The sequence below is a fragment of the Planobispora rosea genome, from assembly GCF_014648175.1.
Lineage (GTDB): Bacteria > Actinomycetota > Actinomycetes > Streptosporangiales > Streptosporangiaceae > Planobispora > Planobispora rosea.
In genome coordinates this window covers 95,534-114,276 of the sequence record NZ_BMQP01000020.1, presented here as the reverse complement: position 1 = coordinate 114,276, position 18,743 = coordinate 95,534, and the positions used below count along the sequence as shown (strand labels likewise).

Below are 18,743 nucleotides of genomic sequence, written 5' to 3'. Positions count from 1 at the left end.
CACCGCCCGATCACCGCCCGCTGCCGGCGACGGCTCCTTGGGCTCGGGTGCGCGCCGTACCGGCGCACGTCACGTCCTACCGGCGCATCAGGCCGTGGCAGGCGATGGCGGCGGCGGCCACCACGTTGAGGGAGTCGACGCCCAGATCCATCGCCGCCGGGCTCATCGGGATGCACACGGGCTCGTCGGCCTCGTGCAGCCAGCGGGAGGAGAGACCGTCGCCCTCGGAGCCCAGGAGCAGGGCGACCCGGTGGGCCATGGGGACCTCGTCCAGGGGGGTGGCGGACTGGTCGGGGGTGAGGGCCAGGGTCTGGAAGCCCGCGGCGCGGAGCCCGGCGAGGCCGTCGTACCAGTTGTCCATCCGGGCGTACGGGATCGCGAAGACCGCGCCCATGGAGACCTTCACCGATCTCCGGTAGAGGGGGTCGGCGCAGCGGGGGGAGAGGACCACGGCCTCGACGCCCAGGGCGGCGGCGCAGCGGAAGATCGCGCCGACGTTGCCGTGGTCCACGAGGTCCTCCAGGACCAGGACACGGCGGGGCGCCACCGCGTCCCTTTCCGGGGCGGCTTCCTCCGGCGCGCCTGCTCCCGCGGCGGCTCCTTCCGGCGGGCTTCCTCCCGCAGCGGTGACGCCTGCGCGGGTGCCGTTCAGGACCTCCGTCACCGTGGGCAGCGGCCGCCGTTCCATCGAGGCGAGCGCGCCCCGGTGCACCGGGAAACCGGCGATCTCCTCCATCACGTCGTCGTCCACCACGTGGACCCGGTCACCGAGACCGTCCAGGACGTCGGCCAGGGAGGCGGTCCAGCGGCGGGTCAGCAGGACCGAGCGGACCGGATAACCGGCGGAGACCGCCCGGCGGATCACTTTCTCCCCCTCGGCGATGAAGAGTCCGTGCTCGGCTTCCAGGCTCTTGCGGAGTTCGACGTCGCGCAGGCCGGTGTAGTCGGCGAGGCGGGGATCGGAGGCGTCAGGCACTGTCGAATCCTGCCACGCCCCGCCGGAGCCGCCATATCACCGCGTGGACGAGCAGCCCGAGGCAGCAGCCGACCACCACCCCGGCGCCCATCCGGGTCAGCACCGCCGCGCGGCTGTCGGGCGGGAAGATCGCCGGCCAGAGGACCGCCCACAGCAGGATCGAGCCGGCGGTCGCCGCGAGGACACCGCGCCGGGCCCGGACGGAAAGCACCAGGCGGTCCGGCACGGGCCGGGGCTCCATCCGGTTCAGACCGCGCCGGAGCCACGCGACCACGACGGCCAGGCCGACGATCGTGGAGGCGTACTGCAGCACCCGGAACAGCGGCACCAGTCCGGCCACCCGCGTGTCCAGCCACTGCCAGCCCCACAGGGCCGAGCTGTAGGAGTGGGTGAAGGAGTCCCACGCCATGTGGGTGAACGCGCCGGCCGCGCCTCCGGCGAGCACGGCCGGCAGGCGGCGCAGGCCGTACCGGCCGGGGGCCAGGGAGGCGGCGCGGCCGGACAGCGAGGGCGGCAGCAGGGCGGTCAGAGGGTCACGCAGGAAGCCGTGGAAAACGATCAGCAGCAGAGTGACGGCCGGGGGCGCGAGAGTCAGGACTCCCGGGAGGGAGTGCCAGATCATGTAGTCCGGCAGGAACGGCAGGAAGATCGGCAGGTCGGGGACCATGGTGCCCAGCGCCAGCGCCCAGGGGTCGAGCACGCGGCGGGCGCGCTCCGAGGAGATGAGCGGGAGCACCGCCGCGATGTGACTGGGCGTGAACGGCACCTCTGCTCCCTCCCCCGGCGGATATGCCCTCGGTGCAGCTTAGGGCCGGTGGCCGGGCATCCGGTAAGCCGGGGCGATGTGACGTATCGTGGTTACTCCGCTACCGGCCGCTCCTCGCGGCGGACTCTGGAGGGTGCCGTGACCGAGCGGACCGCTGATCACGACGTCCTGCGGCGGGCGCCCGGTGAGCGATGGCTGCGGGACGCGCGCAGGGCGCGCACGTTGTCGCTGGTCACTTTGGCCTGGCTGGGTGCCGAGAGCGCGCTCGGCATCGCCGCCGGGTTGCGGGCGCACTCGGTGGCGCTGCTCGGCTGGGGCGTGTGGTCGCTGGTGGAGGCGCTGGCCAGCCTCATCGTGGTCTGGCGGTTCACCGGGTCGCGGACCTTCTCGGTGGACGCGGAGGAGCGGGCACGCAAGGCGGTGGCGGTCAGTTTCTGGTTGCTCGCCCCCTACCTGGTGATCCACGTGGCGCACGACCTGGACGCGGGGCACCGGGCCTCGCCCAGCCTGCTCGGCATGGCGGTGACCGCGGTGAGCCTGCTGGGCATGCCCGCCCTGGGCCTGGCCAAGCGACGGCTGGGCGCGCGGCTGCGCTCGGCGGCCACCGCGGGCGAAGGGACCCAGAACCTGATGTGCGCGCTGCTGTCCGCGGGTGTGCTGGCCGGGCTGGGTCTCAACGGCGCCGGCTGGTGGTGGGCGGATCCGGCGATGGCCGTGCTCCTGGCCGCGACGGCCGTGCGGGAGGGCTGGAAGACCTGGCGCGGGCACTCCTGCTGCCACTGATCAGGTATCTTCCGGCGCCCTCTTCACCCCCTCTCCGGGGACCCAATCGTTCGTTACCGTTACGTAGTGTCATATCTGCACTAAAAGGGCTGTTTTGCCACAGTAAGCGTTCCCAGTACAGTTCCGTGAATATTGCGGCGTACCTCCAGATAAGGTGACCCGCTAGCTTCAGACATCGACACCGAAGAGGGCATCGTGGGCGGACGGCACCGGACGGATGAACTCGACGACGGCTACGGCTCCTATGGCGCGCCGTCCCGGCGGCGTCGGAGCGGGCGGAGCAAGGTCCTGGTCCCGCTCGCGGGATCCGTCGCCCTCGCCGTGCTGCTCGGCGTGGCGGCATTCGTCATCATCAACCGGGACCAGGAGGGATGCTCCGGCGACGAGGTCGCCCTCCGGGTCACCGCCTCGCCCGACATCCAGCCCGCCGTGGCCCGGATCGCCGACCGGTTCAACAAGGCCGGGCACGACGTCGACGGCAAGTGCGCGACCGTCAAGGTGACCAAGGCCGCCTCGGCGACGGTCGCCGCGGGGCTGAGCGGGAGCGGCGGCAAGGTCGGCGCGATGGACCTGTGGATCCCCGACTCGTCGCTGTGGGTGACCGGCGCCCGGGCGAAGAACCCGGACGTTCCCGCGCCGGGCGCGTCCGTCGCCCAGTCCCCCGTCGTCATGGTGGCCTCGGGCTCGATGGTCCCGAACCTGAAGAAGGCGTTCGGCGACGCCAGCTGGAGCGGCATGATCAGCGCCACGAACGCGGCCAACGTGGACGGCCCCGGCCGCAAGGTGCGCGTGCTCGCGCTGGACCCCTCGCTCAACGCCGCCGGGCTCGGCGCGCTGCTGGCCGCCTCCGGGGTGGCCACGGCCGCGGGCATCGGCCAGGAGCAGCTGGTGGGCGCGATGAAGACGCTGTCCGGCTCGACCGTCAAGGACCAGGAGGCGCTGCTGGCCAGCCTGGGCGTCAAGGGCCGCCGCACCCCGCTGGGCATCTCCTCCGAGCAGGGCGTCTGGGCGTTCAACACGGGAAAGAAGCCCGAGGTCCCGGCCGTGCCGCTCTATCCGGCCGAGGGCACCTTCAACCTCGACTACCCGGTGGTCGTCACCGCCAAGGACGCGGAGGTGCGCAAGGCCGCCGCGGAGTTCACCGAGGAACTCGGCACCGACGCCGCCCGTAAGGACCTGCAGGACCTGGGCTTCCGCACCCCGGACGGCAAGGGCGGCGCGACCATCTCCGAGGCGGACGGCTTCCAGGCCGAGGCCCCGCAGGCCCTGGACATGCCCGACGCCAAGACCGTCGCGCGGATGTCGCAGTCGTGGTCGCGGATGAACCTCGGCACCCGCCTGGTCACCCTGCTGGACGTCTCCGGCACCATGGCGCTCCCGGTGAACGCCGCCGGTATGACCCGGATGCAGGCGATCGGCAGGATCGCCATCGAGGGCATGAAGCTCTTCCCGGCCAGCAGCGAGATGGGACTGTGGGAGTTCTCCACCCACCTCGACGGCCAGGGGGTGGACTACCGCGAGGTGGTCTCCGTGGGCCCGCTGACCGAGACCGTGGACGGCATGCTCCGCCGGGACCTGCTCAACCAGAAGCTGGCGACGGTGCAGGCCAAGGCGACCGGGGACACCGGCCTCAACGACTCCCTCGCCGCCGCCTACAAGATGATGAAGGACGGCTACCAGAGCGACAAGATCAACACGATCCTCATCATGACGGACGGCGCCGGCAACGACGATCCCGACGGCGGGATGAGCAACCAGGAGATCGTCCAGTTCCTCAAGAAGGAGTTCGACCCGGAGAAGCCGGTCAGCATCATCCTCATCGCCTTCGGCCCGGAGGCGGCCAAGGGCAAGCGCCAGATGGACGCCCTGGCCAAGGCGACCAACGGCGACGCCTACATCGCCAAGGACATCCTGGAGATCCGAAAGTTCTTCCTGGACGGCATGGCGCGGCGCCTCTGCTCCCCCCACTGCTGATCTTCCGTTCCGCTGTACGGCTGGTGCCCCACGGGTACCAGCCGTTTCAGTTTTCCCAGCTCATGCCGGGTGGGCATACCAGGACAACTCCCCGCGAACAGGTGACGTCCTATCCGTGTGGGGTCTCGGGCGTGGCCCGTGAACGAACCCGTCCCGCGGGAGGAAAAGTCCGTGCCCGTATGGCCGACCGTCGGCCGAGCCGACGACCAGCGACTCGCGCAGGCGCTCCGGCGTGCCGACACCCAGGCGCCCGCGAGCCTCTTCGACGCCTACGCCGAGCGCCTCAACGACTACGCCTGCTCGCTGCTGTCCGACCGGGACGGCGCGGCGGAGGCCGTACACGACGCCCTGGTGACCGCGCAGGGTTGCGCGCACCGTTTGGGCGACCCCAGCCATCTCCGTGCCTGGTTGTACGCGCTCGTCCGGTTCCAGTGCGCCGTCAGGGCGTCCGGAAGGCCCCCGGGCGGGCAGGGCACGACGCCCCTGCCGGTCGCGGACGGCCACGACGACCCCCGGGAGCGGGAGATGGCCGCGCTGGTGCAGGAGGCGCTGGCGGAGCTGGGCGGGCAGGAACGCGAGATCCTGGAGCTGGCGCTCCGGCACGGTCTGAGCACCGGGGAGATCGGCGCGCTGCTCGGGCTGACCTCCCGGCAGGTCACGGCCCGGCTCGACCGGGCCCGCACCCATCTGGAGAACACCGCCGCCGCGGTCGTGCTCGCCAGGGTCGGCCGGGCGCACTGCCCGGACCTGTCGGCGATGGTCGACTCCTGGGAGGGGCCGCTCCCGCCGGTGTTGCGCCGGAGACTCTCGGGACACATCGCCCGGTGCGAGGTCTGCACCGAGCAGCGGGACCGGCACGTCTCAGCCGGGCGGCTGCTCGACCTGGTGCCGGTGGTCTTCCCGCCCCTCTCCCTGCGCCGCCGGGTCATCGAGACCTGCGTGAACCCCGAGCTGGACGGGACCCGTACCGCCATCGTCGAGGCGAGCGACCGCTTCGGCCGCGACGGCTTCCCCGCCGTGCCCGAGCTCCGCACCGCGCCGTCCGCGACCTCGCGCGCGTCCGCACGGCGCAGACGGCAGGGGAAGCGGAGCGCCCCGGTGGCGGTGGCGGCCGCGTGCGTGCTGGCCGCCACCGCGGGAGTGATCCTGGTCACCGGGCAGGACCTCGGCTCGGGGCCGGCCAGGCGGGCCGAGGCCGCGCCCGGATCGGAACCGGGGGTGGTCACCTTCGAGCCGGAGCCCGGCACCCCGGCGCCGGATACCGTCTCGCCCGCCGAGAGCCCGGAACCGGATCCCACCCCGCCGCCGGAGCCCACCGAGAGCGGGACACCGGCCTCCGTCTCCGATCCGGCCCGCACACCGGTGACGGCGGGGGGCCGCCGTCCGTCCACCCAGCGGCCCCGGAGCACCCGCACGCCCGCCCCCCGGCTCCCGGCCGGGCGGCTGACCGTCTCCTGCCCCCCGGACATCGACCAGGGCGCGGGCCAGATCCGGCTCACGGCACGTGACGCCGCGGTCACCTGGTCGGCGACCGCTTCCGGCGCGTTGCTCATCCACCCCCAGCGGGGACGTCTCAGGGCCGGGGCCGGCGGAGTGATTTGGGTCACTGTCGCGGATCCCTCCGAGGCGGGCTCAGGAACGGTCTCGTTCCGTTCCCCCGCAGGTGGATCCACCTGCTCATTCGCCTGGGAAGCCCCGGAACCGCCGGAATCCGAGCCGCCGACGGACCCTCCGCCGACCCCCACGGAGAGCCCCTCCGCCGACACCGAATCCGATACGGTGACGCCTTGACCTCTTGACCGCATCTTGGAAGATGTACCGACATCTCTTTGCTATCAGGTAAACCATGGACAGATGCCAAACGTCGGCGTTGACGTCCATGCGGGGCGGTTGGTCACATGAAGCGACGATCAGCCACCCCTTTGTCGTTCAGGAGCCAGGAGATGTCGATCAACAGGCGGGTGTTCGCATGGACACTCGCTCTCGCATGCGCCACGGGCGCGGTACTTGCCCTTATAGAGAGCGATACCCCGTTACGCCTGGTTTTGACTCCCCTGTTCCTTCTGGTGGCTCCCGGGGCCGCCGTCATGGGACTGTTGCGTGATCGTGATCCTCTGGCAGGACTATCGGTAGGAGTGATGGCAAGCCTCGTGGTAAATGTCCTACTTGCTACTGCGATGCTTTCCTTTGACGCATGGTCTCCGCGCGCCGGCGTGGCAACAGTTGCAGTCCTCAGTGGCTTCGTCTACGTACTACGCGTTCTGTACCGGGGGAGCGGAACCATGCAGGCCGAACAAGGGACTGGGTCAAGGTGAACATCAGCGTCGTTCGCCCGGGGGACCTCGGGGAAGTCGAGATCGCCCGCTGGCGGGAGCTTCAGGGGGCGGATCCGGCCCTCGACAACCCCTTCCTGTCAGTGGAGTTCGCGCTGGCCATGGGGCGGCTGCGCGGCTACGTCCGCGTCGCCGTCATCGAGGACGGCGGGAAGATCGTGGCGTTCTTCCCCTATGAGCGGCACAACTTCGGGATCGGCAAGCCCCTGGGCGGGTTCCTCACCACCTGCCACGGGCTGATCTCCGTCCCCGGCCTGAAGGTGAACATCCGGACCCTGCTGCGCGCCTGCAGGCTGACGGTCTTCGACTTCGATCACATGGTCGCGGGCCAGCCGACGTTCGCGCCCTACCAGACCGATGTACGTCCCGCCCCCGTGATGGACCTCAGCGCCGGGTTCGCCGCCTACGCCGAGCAGGTCCGCGCCAACTCCCCCAAGAACTACAAGACCGTCCGCTACAAGGAGCGCAAGCTCGACCGGGAGCAGGGCGGACTCCGCTTCGAGTGGGACTCCGCCGACCCCGGGGCGCTGCGCCAGCTCATGCAGTGGAAATCCGACCAGTACCGCCGTACCGGCCGGGTGGACCGCTTCGCCCAGCCGTGGATCGTCCAGCTGCTCGACGAGATGCACGCCCAGCGGTCGTCCGGCTTCGCCGGTGTCCTGACCATGGTCTACGCCGGGGACAAGCCCGTCGCCGGGCACTTCGGCCTGCGCACGGCCGACACCCTGGTCGGCTGGTTCCCCGCCTACGACGTCGAGTTCGCCCGCTACTCCCCCGGCATCGTGCACCACCTGCTCATGGCCGAATACGCCGCCGGCGCGGGCCTGCGCCAGGTCGACATGGGCAAGGGCGGACGCGAGTACAAGAGCTGGCTAAAGAGCGGCGATCTTTTCGTCGCCGAGGGGCGCGTTTCTCGCCCGTCGCCCACCGCCGCCGTTCACTGGATGGGTCGGACACCTGTCAACAAAGCACGCACCATCGTGACCGACCGCCCTGAACTGTACCGACTAGCCGACCGTGTGCTGAAAGGTTTCGGCCGGATGCGCACTTCCGTCCAGAGCCAATCGTCAAGCACCGTCGTCAAGGAACCATGGGGGGCCGGCTGACCGGCCGCCCCCCGTCGTCCCGCACCTCGCTCACCTCACAGCACCCAGCACCCACCTCACAGCACCCAGCCGCCGCCAGGACCCTTCCATGCATCCCTCACCGCATTCAGCAACCTCCCCGATCTCCGCGATCGTGTCTGGCTCCGGCTCCGTCTGGCAGTCACTCCTGACGACCGACCGCCCGGAAGGACATTCGTAACCATGAGTCCCGACAGCACCAACCCCACGGCCAAGCCTCCGCTGATGTCGATGCCACCGATCGAGCGCTTCACCCCGCTCACCCCTCATGTGGCCATATCGCCCACGGTCAGCGTGGTGGTTCCCGCCATGAACGAGGCGGAGAACCTGCCGCACGTCTTCGCCACCTTGCCGCAGTGGATCGATGAGATCATCCTCGTGGACGGCAACTCGGTGGACGACACCGTCGCCGTGGCCAAACGATTGCGCCCCAACGTCCGCGTGGTCACCCAGACGGGCAAGGGCAAGGGCGACGCCCTCGCCGCAGGCTTCGCGGCCTGCACCGGCGACATCATCGTGATGATCGACGCCGACGGTTCCACCGACGGCCGGGAGATCATCCAGTTCGTCGGCGCGCTGGTCACGGGTGCCGACTTCGTCAAGGGGTCGCGCTACGCGAGCGGGGGCGGCAGCGACGACCTCACGTTCACCCGGACGTTCGGCAACAAGGTGCTGACCCGCCTGGTGAACTGGGTCTACGGCACCCAGTACAGCGACCTGTGCTACGGGTACAACGCCTTCTGGGCCCGCCACCTCGACGCGTTGAACATCGACTGCGCGGGCTTCGAGGTCGAGACGCTGATGAACATCAGGGCCGCCAAGGCGGGGTTGAAGATCCAGGAGGTGCCCAGCCACGAGCGCTGCCGGATCCACGGGGAGAGCAATCTCCACGCGGTCCGCGACGGCCTCCGGGTGCTCAGGACGATCATCAAGGAGTGGCGCACCAAGCCCGCCACCGTGCTCCCCGAGCCGCAGGCCGCCACCCCGGCGGCCGACCAGGGCGCCGCCTAGCCATGAAGATCAGTGTCGTCATCTGCGTCTACACCGAGGAGCGCTGGGAGGACATCCGGGCGGCCGTCGCGTCGGTGGAGAGGCAGACCCGGAGACCGCACGAGATCATTCTGGTGGTCGACTACAACCCGGATCTGCACCTCATGCTCAAGCGGGAGTACCCCGGCGCGATCGTGGTGGAGAACACCCACGAGAAGGGGCTGTCCGGTGGGAAGAACACCGGTGCGGCGACCGCCTCGGGCGACATCGTGGCCTATCTGGACGACGACGCGGTGGCCGAACCCGGCTGGCTGGAGGCTTTGGAGGAGGGCTTCCAGGACCCGTCCGTCGTGGGGGTGGGCGGGCTGACCCTGCCGCTGTGGGAGACGGGCCGCCGCCCGCGCTGGTTCCCGCAGGAGTTCGACTGGACCGTGGGCTGCACCTACCGGGGCATGCCCACGGCCCGGGCGCCGATCCGCAACGTCATGGGCGGCAACGCCGCCTTCCGCAGGGAGATCGTGGGCGAGGTCGGCGGGTTCCACACCGGCATCGGCCGAAGTGTCCAGGGGCGCAAGCCGCGCCCCCTGGGCTGCGAGGAGACCGAGTTCTGCATCCGGATCTCCCAGCGCAGGCCGGGTTCGGTGATGTTGTTCGAGCCGGAGGCGGTGATCGGCCACAAGGTCTCGGCCGCGCGCTCCCGGTTCTCCTACTTCCGCTCCAGGTGCTACGCCGAGGGTCTGTCCAAGGCGCTGGTCACCCAGAGCGTCGGCACCGGCGACGGGCTGGCGAGCGAGCGGGCGCACGCCCTGAAGGCGCTCCCCCTCGGCGCGCTGCGGGGGATCGGGGAGGCGCTGCGCGGCGACCCGTCCGGCCTCGGCCGGGCCGCCGCGATCGTGGTCGGCCTCGCCTGGACCACCTGGGGTTATGTTGTCGGGTCCCTCCGCCTGAAACTGAGACGATCATGATCCGCGTGCCCATCCTGATGTACCACTCGATCTCCGACCGGCCCACCGCCGAGACGGAGCCGCTGGCGGTACGGCCCTCGGCCTTCGCCGACCAGCTCTCCTACCTGAAGGAGAACGGCTTCACGCCGCTGACGGTGGCCGACCTCGTCGCCTCGTTGCACCGCAACAACGGGCGCTCCGTCCCGGAGCGCCCGGTCGTGGTGACCTTCGACGACGGTTACGAGGACTTCCACTCCCAGGCCCTGCCCGTGCTCGAACGGCACGACTTCCCCGCCACGGTCTTCCTGACCAGCGGGTGGGTCAGCGACGCGGGCAAGGACGCGGCGGGCCGGCCGCTCGACAGGACGTTGTCGTGGAACCAGGCCCGCGAGGCCGTCTCCTGCGGAATCGAGATCGGCGGGCACAGCCACAGCCACCCGCAGCTCGACCAGCTCCCCGACGACCAGCTCCGCCAGGAGCTGCGCCGCAACAAGGGACTGCTGGAGGACAAGCTCGGCGTCCCGGTCGCGACCATGGCCTACCCGTACGGCTACTCCAGCGCGCGGGTCCGGCGCGAGGTCCGGCGGGCGGGCTACTGGGCCGCCTGCGCGGTGAACAACGCCGTCGCCGCCGACCGGCACGACGTGCTGGCGATGCCGCGGCTGACCGTCACCAACGGCACGTCGATGACGAAGTTCCGGCGGGCGGTCGAGGGCAGCCGGATTCCGCTGATCTACATGAAAGAGCGCCTGCTGACCGGGGGATACGCCGTCGTCAGGCGTACCAGGTACGGCCTGCGCAAGGTCCGTGGACTCACGTGAGTGACACGTCCGCGGACGTAGGGGGAGGCAGGGACATGAGCGAACTCGACGAGCGGACGATCGGGGACACCGCCTTCACGGGCGCCGTCCCGGGTCCGGCCGCGGGTTCGGACTCAGACACGGGTCCGGGCACGGGTTCGGGCACGGGCTCGGGCGTGCGGCCGGAGCCGGGCACACGGCCGGAGCCGGGCACACGGCCGGAGCCGGGGCCGGACGCCGCCCCGGCGCCGGTGGGCCGGGTCCGGGGACTGTGGCGCAAGCTCCTGCTGGACCTGCGCAACCCGCTGTTCCGCAACGGTTACGCGCTCATGGCCAACACCGCCATCACCGCCGTGCTCGGCATGGGCTACTGGTGGCTCGCCGCGCAGCTGTACGACCCGGCCGACTTCGGCCGGGGCCAGGCCCTGATCACCGCGATGCGGCTGTTCGCCTCGCTGACCGCGCTCGGCTTCGTCGGAGCCCTGGCCAAGTTCATCCCCCTGGCGGGACGCCGTACCCCCGAGCTCATCGTCCGGGCCTACGCGATCGCCGGGGCGACCGGCGTGACGGCGGCGGTGGGGTTCCTGGTCACGCTGCCGTGGTGGGGACCGACCTACGCCTCCCTGGGAGGTTTCGGCCCGGGTCTGTTCTTCCTGGCGTCGGTGCTGGTCTGGTCGGTGTTCACCCTCCAGGACGTGACTCTGGCCGGGCTGCGCAAGGCCACCTGGGTCCCGGTGAACAGCATCGGCTACGGCCTGGTCAAGATGGCGATGCTGATCGGGCTGGCGTACACGCTGCCCGACGACGGCATCTTCGTCTCCTGGATCATCCCCGCGGCCATGGCGCTGATCCCGATCAACATCTTCCTCTTCGGGAAGGTCATCCCCCGGCACGTCCGGAAGACCGACTCCGGCGCGCCGCCGCCCCGGCTCCCCGAGATCGGCCGCTTCCTGGCCGGGGACTATCCGGGCACGCTGTCGATCCTGGCGATCGTCTATCTGATCCCGGTGCTGATCGCCGCCCAGGTGGACGAGGTGACGTTCGGGTACTTCTCGATGGCCCACACCCTGGGCTGCCTGATCGAGCTGCTGGCGATGAACATGGCGACCTCCCTCACCGTCGAGGGCTCCTTCGACCGGGACGCGATCGCGGCGAACTCCCGCCGTGCCCTCCGCAGAGCATTCATGATCATCGTTCCGATCGTGGTCATGACGATCCTCGCCGGCCCGTTCATCCTGCGCGTCTTCGGCTCGGACTTCGCCGAGCGGGGTACGCTTCTGCTCCAGCTGATGGCTCTGGCGGTGCTGCCCCGGGTGCTCATCGAGATCTATCTGAGCGGCCTGCGGGCCCGTGGGCAGGCGCGTAGGCTGGCACTCGTCCAGGTGGGCCTGGCGGTTCTCGTGCTGGCCAGCACATTGCTGCTCTTCCCCCATCTGGGGGTGAACGCGGTAGGGTACGCCCTTCTGCTGAGCGAGCTTCTCCTCGCCGCTCTGATCTTCAACGATCTTCGCAAAATGCTCAAATATGGAAAAACTTCGCAGTCAACGATCGCACGGGGGTCCCTGTAGCCCCATGATGTCAGACGTGAGGCGACAGGCAGGTAGGACGTGACAATGGAGGCGGCGGAGACTGCCGAGGCCGAGGAGACCCCCTCCACCCCCCATCCCGTGCCCCCCGGTGAGGCTCAGGCCCTAGCGGACGGAGAGGACTCCCGCATGACCTCCTCCGAGGCGCCGGGCGAACAGGATGGGACCCCGGGGCCGCGCGACGGCGACGCCGACGCGGAACGGGCCCCCGAACGCGACGGCGCGGAGAGCGCCGGCACGGAGCAGATCCCCGACCATGACGGCGCGGAGAGCGCCGACGCGGAACGGGCCCCCGGGCACGACGGCGCGGAACGGGCCCCCGAACGCGACGGTGAGGACGATGCTCCGCCCGTCCCTGCCAGGGTGGACCGTCCCGCGGTGCCCGCCCCGGGTCCGACTCGCCTGTCGGCGCTGGTGGACAGCGCCACCGGCTGGCTCCCGCTGCTGCTGAGCGTCGAGGGCCTGATCATGTACGTGCTGGCCCTGCGCGTGTCGCCGGGGCCGCTGCGGGGTGTCGACGTCGCGGACATCGACGGGCTCGGGCTGATCTCGGCCCTGCCCAGTACCGCGTTCGTCGCCATCCTGCTGATGATCGTGGCGTTCTTCGTGACCATCGCGCAGAACACCGACCGCAAGTTCCTGCTGCTCTTCCAGATCTCGGCGATCACTTTCGCCCTGCACGGCGCGTCCGCGCTGATCCACGACGAGCCGCGGTTCCACACCGCGTACGTCCACGCGGGATTCGTGGAGTTCATCGCCCGCACCGGAGAGTCCTCCCCGCTGCTGGACGCCCGCTTCGCCTGGCCCGGGTTCTTCGCGATGATCGCGTTCATCACGCGGGCCGCGGGGATCACCGACCTCAGCACGATCATGCAGTGGACCCCGCTCCTGTCCAACCTGCTCTACCTGCTGCCGTTCGTGCTGATCCTGCGCCAGGTGGTCGCCACCACCCGGGCGCGCTGGTTCGCCGCGCTGCTCTTCGTCATCGTGCAGTGGATCGGCCAGGACTACTTCTCCGCCCAGGGCTTCACCTACGCCATCTACCTGGCGTTCGTGGCGATCCTGCTGCGCTGGTTCGGAAGGGTCGAGCCGCGTGAGGCGCCGAAGGTCGGGGGTCCCGTACGGCGGCTGCTGTCCCGGCTGCGCGGGCTGACCCCGGGCGAGCTCGTCCACGTCACCGGCGTCTACGACCGTTCGATCATGTTGATCATGCTGATCGTCCTGTTCGTGGCCGCCACCACCGCGCACCAGATCACCCCGTTCATGATGCTGGGCGCCCTGACCGGCCTGATCCTGCTGCGGCGCTGCTCGCTCAGCTGGGCCATGCCGTTCTTCCTGGGCCTGATCGTGCTCGCCTGGATCAGCTACCAGACGACCGCCTTCTGGAGCGGCCACATCGACCAGCTCTTCGGCGGCCTGGGACGGTTCTTCGAGAACCTGCGGAGCAACACCGGCGACCGGATCGAGGGCACCGACGCCAAGCACGCGCTCGTCCTGATGGCCCGGCTCGGCATCTGCGCCGTCATCCTGCTGCTGGCCGCCACCGGCCTGCTGCGCAGGTTGCGCCGGGGCGTCGGCGACCGGGCCGCGCTGCTGCTGCTGTGCGTCCCGGTGCTCGCCCTGGGCCTGCAGAGCTACGGCGGCGAGATCGGTCTGCGGATCTACATGTTCGCGTTGCCCGGCGCCTGCATCCTGGCCGCCTACGCGTTCTTCCCGAACCTGCCCGCCGGCCCGGCCGACTCGCCCGACGAGACGGTGCCGATCCGCAGGATCAACGCCCGCTTCGATCCCCGGCTCACCCGGCGGATCTCGCTGCTCCTGGCCGCCGTGTGCGCGATGGTCCTGTCCATCGCCTTCCTGGTCGCCCGCTACGGCAACGAGCAGTTCGAGCGCGTCTCCACCGGCGAGGTCGCGGCGATGCACTACGTCTACGCCAACGACGAGCCCAGCGGCCGCCTGCTGTACCTGGTGCCGCTGATCGGCCCGGAGGTCACCCCGTCCATCCCCTGGGGCGAACAGGACTTCGACAAGATCGAATACCAGCAGGTGCTCGTCGACAGGAACCCCGCCGTGATCTCCTCGGTGATCGACAAGCTCAGCGTCTCGCCGCCCAACACCTACCTCGTGGTCACCCGCGGGCAGGGCGCCTACCTGCAGCTCAACCACGGCTTCCCGGCGGACTGGGACAGGCGTTTCCGGGCCGCCCTGGACTCCTCGCGGCTGCTGAAGCGGGTCTACTCCAACGCGGACGCCGCGGTCTACACGCTGCGGTCGCAACCCGCGAACGCCGCGATCCCCTCGCCGCGCGGCCTGGGCGGTCCCGGCGACCCGACCTCACCCTGGACCCCGGTCGGGCTGGGCGCCCTCGTGGTCGCCTGGATCGCCCTGTTCGCCTACCAGCTCGTCCACCTGCGCGGGCCCGGTCGCGGCCGGAGGGCGAGGCGCCTGGTGATGGGGGTCGCCGTCCCGGCCTTCGTCGTCTCGGTCGCCGTGGTCGCCGAGCGTTTCATCGTGATCGGGTTCAGCCAGACCCCGTAGCCCGCCCCGCGGGGCGGGCTACACCCCGCCCCGCTCGCTCCACTTGATCTCGTACGGCGCCAGCTCGACCTGCTTGCCGTCCACGGTCGCGGTCACGGCGGCGCCCGTGGTGTTGACCATCACCAGCATGCGCTGCTGGGCGAGCACCCGCACCCGGGGGTCGGAGGAGGTGACCGTCTCCAGCCGGGTGCCGGCCGGGAACCACTTGGTGAACCCGCTGAGGACCCCGGCCATGGGCAGCTCGTCGCCCCTGCCCGGACGCCACAGGCAGCCGGGGCAGTCCTCGCCGGCCTTGCGCTGGGGGTTCCAGTAGAGCGCGGTGGCGGCCCCGCTGGTGGCGAACTCCATCATGGCCACCGCCTGCACGGCGGTGCGGCGCTCGGTGCTCCAGTCGACGTCCTCGGGGGCGACGTACCACTCCGCCCACCAGACGGGCAGGTCGCCGCTCTTCTGCCGGAGCCAGGTGGTGATGGCGCTGAACTTGCCGAGCGCGGTGAACTCGTCGGGGTGGATCCCGGCGTCCTTGGTCACCGAGGCGGCGTCGATGACGATGAAGTCGGCGCCCTTCTTGTTCGCGATCCAGTATTCGACGGCGTCCAGGTCACGCTGGTCGGCGATGCCCCAGGCGCCCCGGAGCTGCGAGTTCCCGACGTTCTTGTTGCTCAGGATCGGCACGTACGGCCCGCCGACCTTGATGTCCTCGTCCACGGCCTTCAGCGCGTCGTAGACCTTGTTGTAGAGCTCGGTGTAGGCCTCGGCGTCCCAGCGGTTCTGGGCGTTGTTCCAGAAGCCCTTGAACTCGTTCCAGACCATGAAGTGCTTGACCGTCGGGTAGCGCCTGGCCACGGTCGCGGCCAGCTTCGCGAAGTCCTCGAAGTGCTCGCGCCGGGGCGCGGTCTCCAGGGAGGACTGGCTCCAGTCGGTCCGGCCCTCGCTGCCGCCCTTCATCCAGTCGGGCGCGCAGCAGAGTGTGATCACCGGGACGGCCTGGGACTCCGACATGAGCTTGACGCGGGCGTCGAGGTCGCGGAAGTCGTACTTGCCCGGTGCGGGCTCGGGGTTGCCGGCGCCCCAGCCCATGATGTGCTGGTTCTGCACCATCGGGACCCGGCTGAGCAGGTGGGCGGCCCTCTCGGTGACCTTCGAGGGCTCGTCGTCCGCGCTGTACTCGGTGTGGGTGACGCCCCAGCGGGGCCACGACTCCGTGACCGGCGGCGGGGACAGCAGCGGCGCCGTCTGCGTCGGGGGGATCGTCATCAGCTGCCCGCGCGGGGTGTCCTCCTCGGTGGAGAACATGACCGCCACGATGATGAGCGCCAGCGCGACGACGCCCGCCCCCAGTGCGACCGGCCAGCTCGGGCGCCTTCTCTGGTGCCGTCCTTTGGTCGGTATCACCGGTTCGTCCTCGATCCTTCGTCCGGACTACAGCCTCGCACAGCCGTCGTCATCGTGATCGCGCGTCGGCACGCCTCACAGACAAGCGTTACCAACTGCATTGATACCGTAATCCGGAGTGCTTACGGGCCGCTTGACGCCGAACGGATGCGAGCTTGCAGGCCCTCAGCCGTCCAGGAGCCGGTGGGCACGCCGCAGCAGGGTCGGGACGGCCGCGCCGATGTGCTCGAAGCCCTCCCCCACCGTCTTGCCCTGCTTGAAGCGGGCGTGGATGCCCTCCACGATGACGGCCAGCTTGTAGGTGCCGAAGGCCACGTAGAAGTCGAGGTCGGCGATGTCGGTCCCGGAGACCTTGGCGTAGTGCGCGGCGAACTCCCGCGCGGTGAGGAAGCCCGGGGCGACGGTCACCCCGGCGGCCACCGGGACCGAGGCGCGTTCCTCGTCCTCGGGATCCTGCCAGTAGGTGAGGGTGAGGCCGAGGTCGGCGAGCGGGTCGCCGAGGGTGGACATCTCCCAGTCGACGACGGCGAGGATGTCGGGGTCGGGCGAGAGCCGTACGAGCGTGTTGTCGAGCCGGTAGTCGCCGTGGACCAGCGTCGAGGCCGAGCGGGCGGGCAGCCGCTCACGCAGGCGGGCCGCCAAGCTGTCGTGCTCGGGCAGGTCGGCGGTCTTCGAACGCTCCCACTGCTGGCCCCAGCGCTCCAGCTGCCGCGTCATGTAGCCCTCGGGGCGGCCGAAGTCGCCCAGGCCCACCGCCCGGAAGTCGACCGCGTGGACGGCCGCGAGCACCTCGGCCAGCCGCTCCGACAGCCGCCGCGTCTGCTCGGGGCCCAGGCCCGCGGCGTCCTCCCGGGTGCGCACGGCGGCGCCGTCCACGTGCCCCATGAGGTAGAACGGCGCCCCGATGACGTCCTCGTCCCCGCAGAAGGCCACCGGCTCCGGGACCGGGACCGGGGTCTCCGCGAGGGCCGAGATCACCCGCCACTCCCGCCGCATGTCGTGGGCGGTGGGCAGGACGTGGCCCAGCGGGGGCCTGCGCAGCACCAGGCGGCGGTCCCCGGTCCGCAGGGCGTAGGTGAGATTGGACCTGCCACCGGAGATCAGGGAGATCTCGACGGGCTCACCCGCGTCCGGGACGTGCGCGGCCATCCAGCCGGTCAGGCGGGTCCAGTCGATGCCAGGGACGTTCATAGCCCCTTATTAGAACCCTATTCTGGTGAGCCACGCCAGTCCGGCGTCTCGGCAGGAGCAAGGATCCCGGGCGTTTTGACAGCCTGCTACCAGGTAAATCATTTACCGTTACATTACGCGCCACCCAGCATCCTGGTCAGTGCACACGTCCGCTGGAGAGTCCATGCTGGATGGCGTAGGGGAACCCGCACACCCCAAAACCAGTAGGAGCCCATGCGCGTCTCTATCATTCACCCACGCGAGCTCGGAGCGTCCGACATCGATCGCTGGAGGGACCTCCAGACCGCGTCCCCGGCCTTCGACAGTCCCTTCCTGTCGCCGGAGTTCACGATCACAGTCGGATCCCTGCGCGACCACGTCCGGGTGGCCGTCATGCACGACGGTCCCGACGTGGTGGGATTCTTCCCGTTCGAACGGCACCCGCTGGGCATCGGCAAGCCGGTGGCCGCCGGGCTGACCGACGCGCAGGGGATGGTGCACGCCAAGGACGTGGAGTTCGACCCGGCCCGGCTGATCAAGTCCTGCGGCCTGGCCGTCTTCGAGTTCGACCACCTGGTCGCGGGCCAGCCGCTGCTGCCCCTGCGGCACTCGCGCCATCCTTCCCCCGTCATCGACATGCGGGCCGGCTACGACTCCTACATCGAGACGATCAAGGCGACCTCCGGCAAGACCTACCGCACGACGGCCTACAAGAGCCGCAAGCTCCAGAGGGACGTCGGGCCCCTCCGCTACGACCACGCCACCACCGACACGGCGGCCCTGCGCACGCTGCTCGGCTGGAAGACGGACCAGTACCGCCGGACCGGCCGGACCGACCGCTTCGCCCGTCCGTGGATCGTGGAGCTCGTCGAGCGTCTGCACGCCACCGACAGCGAGCACTTCGCCGGGGCCATGGACATGCTCTACGTGGACGGTCTCCCGGTCGCGGGCCACTTCGGGCTGCGGACCGCGACCACCCTCGCCGGCTGGTTCCCCGCCTACGACCCCGCCTACGCCAAGTACTCCCCCGGCCTGATCCAGCACCTGAGCATGGCGGAGAAGGCCGCCGAGCGCGGAATCCAGATCATCGACATGGGCCGCGGCGAGAAGGAGTACAAGGAGAAGCTCAAGAACGGCGAGTACCACGTGGCGGAGGGCCGGATCGCCCGCCCGTCCGCCGGCGCCGGGGTGCACTGGATGCTCCGGGTACCGGTCCGCAAGGCACGGGGGACGGTCCTGGCCAACCCGGCGCTGCGCAACACCGCCGACCGGGCGCTCAAGACCTTCGGCCGGATTCGCGCCTCCGTACAGTCCTAGGAGATCATCCGGACATGCAGACCTCCGGCCCACCCGCATCCGGTCCA

At 70.3% G+C, this 18,743-nt stretch carries 14 protein-coding genes; 10 read left to right on the top strand and 4 right to left on the bottom strand.

Features of this window, described 5'->3' with window-relative positions; translation table 11 throughout:
• Positions 1-76 precede the first annotated feature (76 nt).
• Together IEZ08_RS20870 and IEZ08_RS20865 are read right to left on the bottom strand one after the other, a co-directional pair.
• Positions 77-976: a TrmH family RNA methyltransferase gene (locus tag IEZ08_RS20870; RefSeq protein WP_189242727.1), complete on the bottom strand. Its 900-nt coding sequence runs from the start codon at positions 974-976 to the stop codon at positions 77-79.
• Positions 969-1,742, bottom strand: coding sequence for a DUF4184 family protein (locus IEZ08_RS20865; RefSeq protein WP_189242726.1), 774 nt, complete (start codon positions 1,740-1,742; stop codon positions 969-971). The genes IEZ08_RS20870 and IEZ08_RS20865 overlap by 8 nt, the downstream gene beginning before the upstream one ends.
• Positions 1,743-1,880: 138 nt before the next feature.
• Between IEZ08_RS20865 and IEZ08_RS20860 the strand changes: the two genes are divergently transcribed.
• From IEZ08_RS20860 to IEZ08_RS20820, 9 genes are all read left to right on the top strand, one after another.
• Positions 1,881-2,525 (top strand): cation efflux transmembrane domain-containing protein, encoded by a 645-nt coding sequence (locus IEZ08_RS20860; RefSeq protein ID WP_229803351.1) that lies wholly within the window; start codon positions 1,881-1,883, stop codon positions 2,523-2,525.
• A gap of 195 nt (positions 2,526-2,720) precedes the next feature.
• Complete coding sequence (locus IEZ08_RS20855; protein WP_189242725.1) at positions 2,721-4,499, top strand: substrate-binding domain-containing protein; 1,779 nt, start codon at positions 2,721-2,723, stop codon at positions 4,497-4,499.
• A 171-nt stretch (positions 4,500-4,670) separates the two neighbouring features.
• Positions 4,671-6,290, top strand: a complete 1,620-nt coding sequence (locus IEZ08_RS20850) for an RNA polymerase sigma factor (RefSeq protein ID WP_189242724.1) — start codon at positions 4,671-4,673, stop codon at positions 6,288-6,290.
• A 520-nt stretch (positions 6,291-6,810) separates the two neighbouring features.
• Positions 6,811-7,938 (top strand): GNAT family N-acetyltransferase, encoded by a 1,128-nt coding sequence (locus tag IEZ08_RS20845; RefSeq protein WP_068926093.1) that lies wholly within the window; start codon positions 6,811-6,813, stop codon positions 7,936-7,938.
• A gap of 201 nt (positions 7,939-8,139) precedes the next feature.
• A complete protein-coding gene (locus IEZ08_RS20840; RefSeq protein ID WP_189242723.1) occupies positions 8,140-8,967 on the top strand; it encodes a glycosyltransferase family 2 protein in 828 nt (275 codons plus the stop codon).
• A gap of 2 nt (positions 8,968-8,969) precedes the next feature.
• Positions 8,970-9,911, top strand: coding sequence for a glycosyltransferase family 2 protein (locus IEZ08_RS20835; RefSeq protein WP_068926096.1), 942 nt, complete (start codon positions 8,970-8,972; stop codon positions 9,909-9,911).
• Positions 9,908-10,711 carry a polysaccharide deacetylase family protein gene (locus tag IEZ08_RS20830; RefSeq protein ID WP_068926097.1) on the top strand — a complete coding sequence of 268 codons (804 nt, stop codon included), beginning with the start codon at positions 9,908-9,910 and terminating at the stop codon, positions 10,709-10,711. The genes IEZ08_RS20835 and IEZ08_RS20830 overlap by 4 nt, the downstream gene beginning before the upstream one ends.
• 35 nt (positions 10,712-10,746) lie before the next feature.
• Positions 10,747-12,258: a polysaccharide biosynthesis C-terminal domain-containing protein gene (locus IEZ08_RS20825; protein ID WP_189242722.1), complete on the top strand. Its 1,512-nt coding sequence runs from the start codon at positions 10,747-10,749 to the stop codon at positions 12,256-12,258.
• A gap of 147 nt (positions 12,259-12,405) precedes the next feature.
• Positions 12,406-14,814 carry a hypothetical protein gene (locus IEZ08_RS20820; RefSeq protein ID WP_189242721.1) on the top strand — a complete coding sequence of 803 codons (2,409 nt, stop codon included), beginning with the start codon at positions 12,406-12,408 and terminating at the stop codon, positions 14,812-14,814.
• Between the two features lie 18 nt (positions 14,815-14,832).
• Here IEZ08_RS20820 and IEZ08_RS20815 read toward each other — a convergent pair whose 3' ends face one another.
• Both IEZ08_RS20815 and IEZ08_RS20810 read right to left on the bottom strand, forming a co-directional pair.
• Positions 14,833-16,209 (bottom strand): GH39 family glycosyl hydrolase, encoded by a 1,377-nt coding sequence (locus tag IEZ08_RS20815; RefSeq protein WP_229803349.1) that lies wholly within the window; start codon positions 16,207-16,209, stop codon positions 14,833-14,835.
• A 165-nt stretch (positions 16,210-16,374) separates the two neighbouring features.
• Positions 16,375-17,400: a phosphotransferase family protein gene (locus IEZ08_RS20810; protein ID WP_189242720.1), complete on the bottom strand. Its 1,026-nt coding sequence runs from the start codon at positions 17,398-17,400 to the stop codon at positions 16,375-16,377.
• A 213-nt stretch (positions 17,401-17,613) separates the two neighbouring features.
• Between IEZ08_RS20810 and IEZ08_RS20805 the strand changes: the two genes are divergently transcribed.
• Entirely contained in the window at positions 17,614-18,696 is a 1,083-nt protein-coding gene (locus IEZ08_RS20805; protein WP_189242719.1) for a GNAT family N-acetyltransferase, read from the top strand.
• Positions 18,697-18,743: the final 47 nt, after the last annotated feature.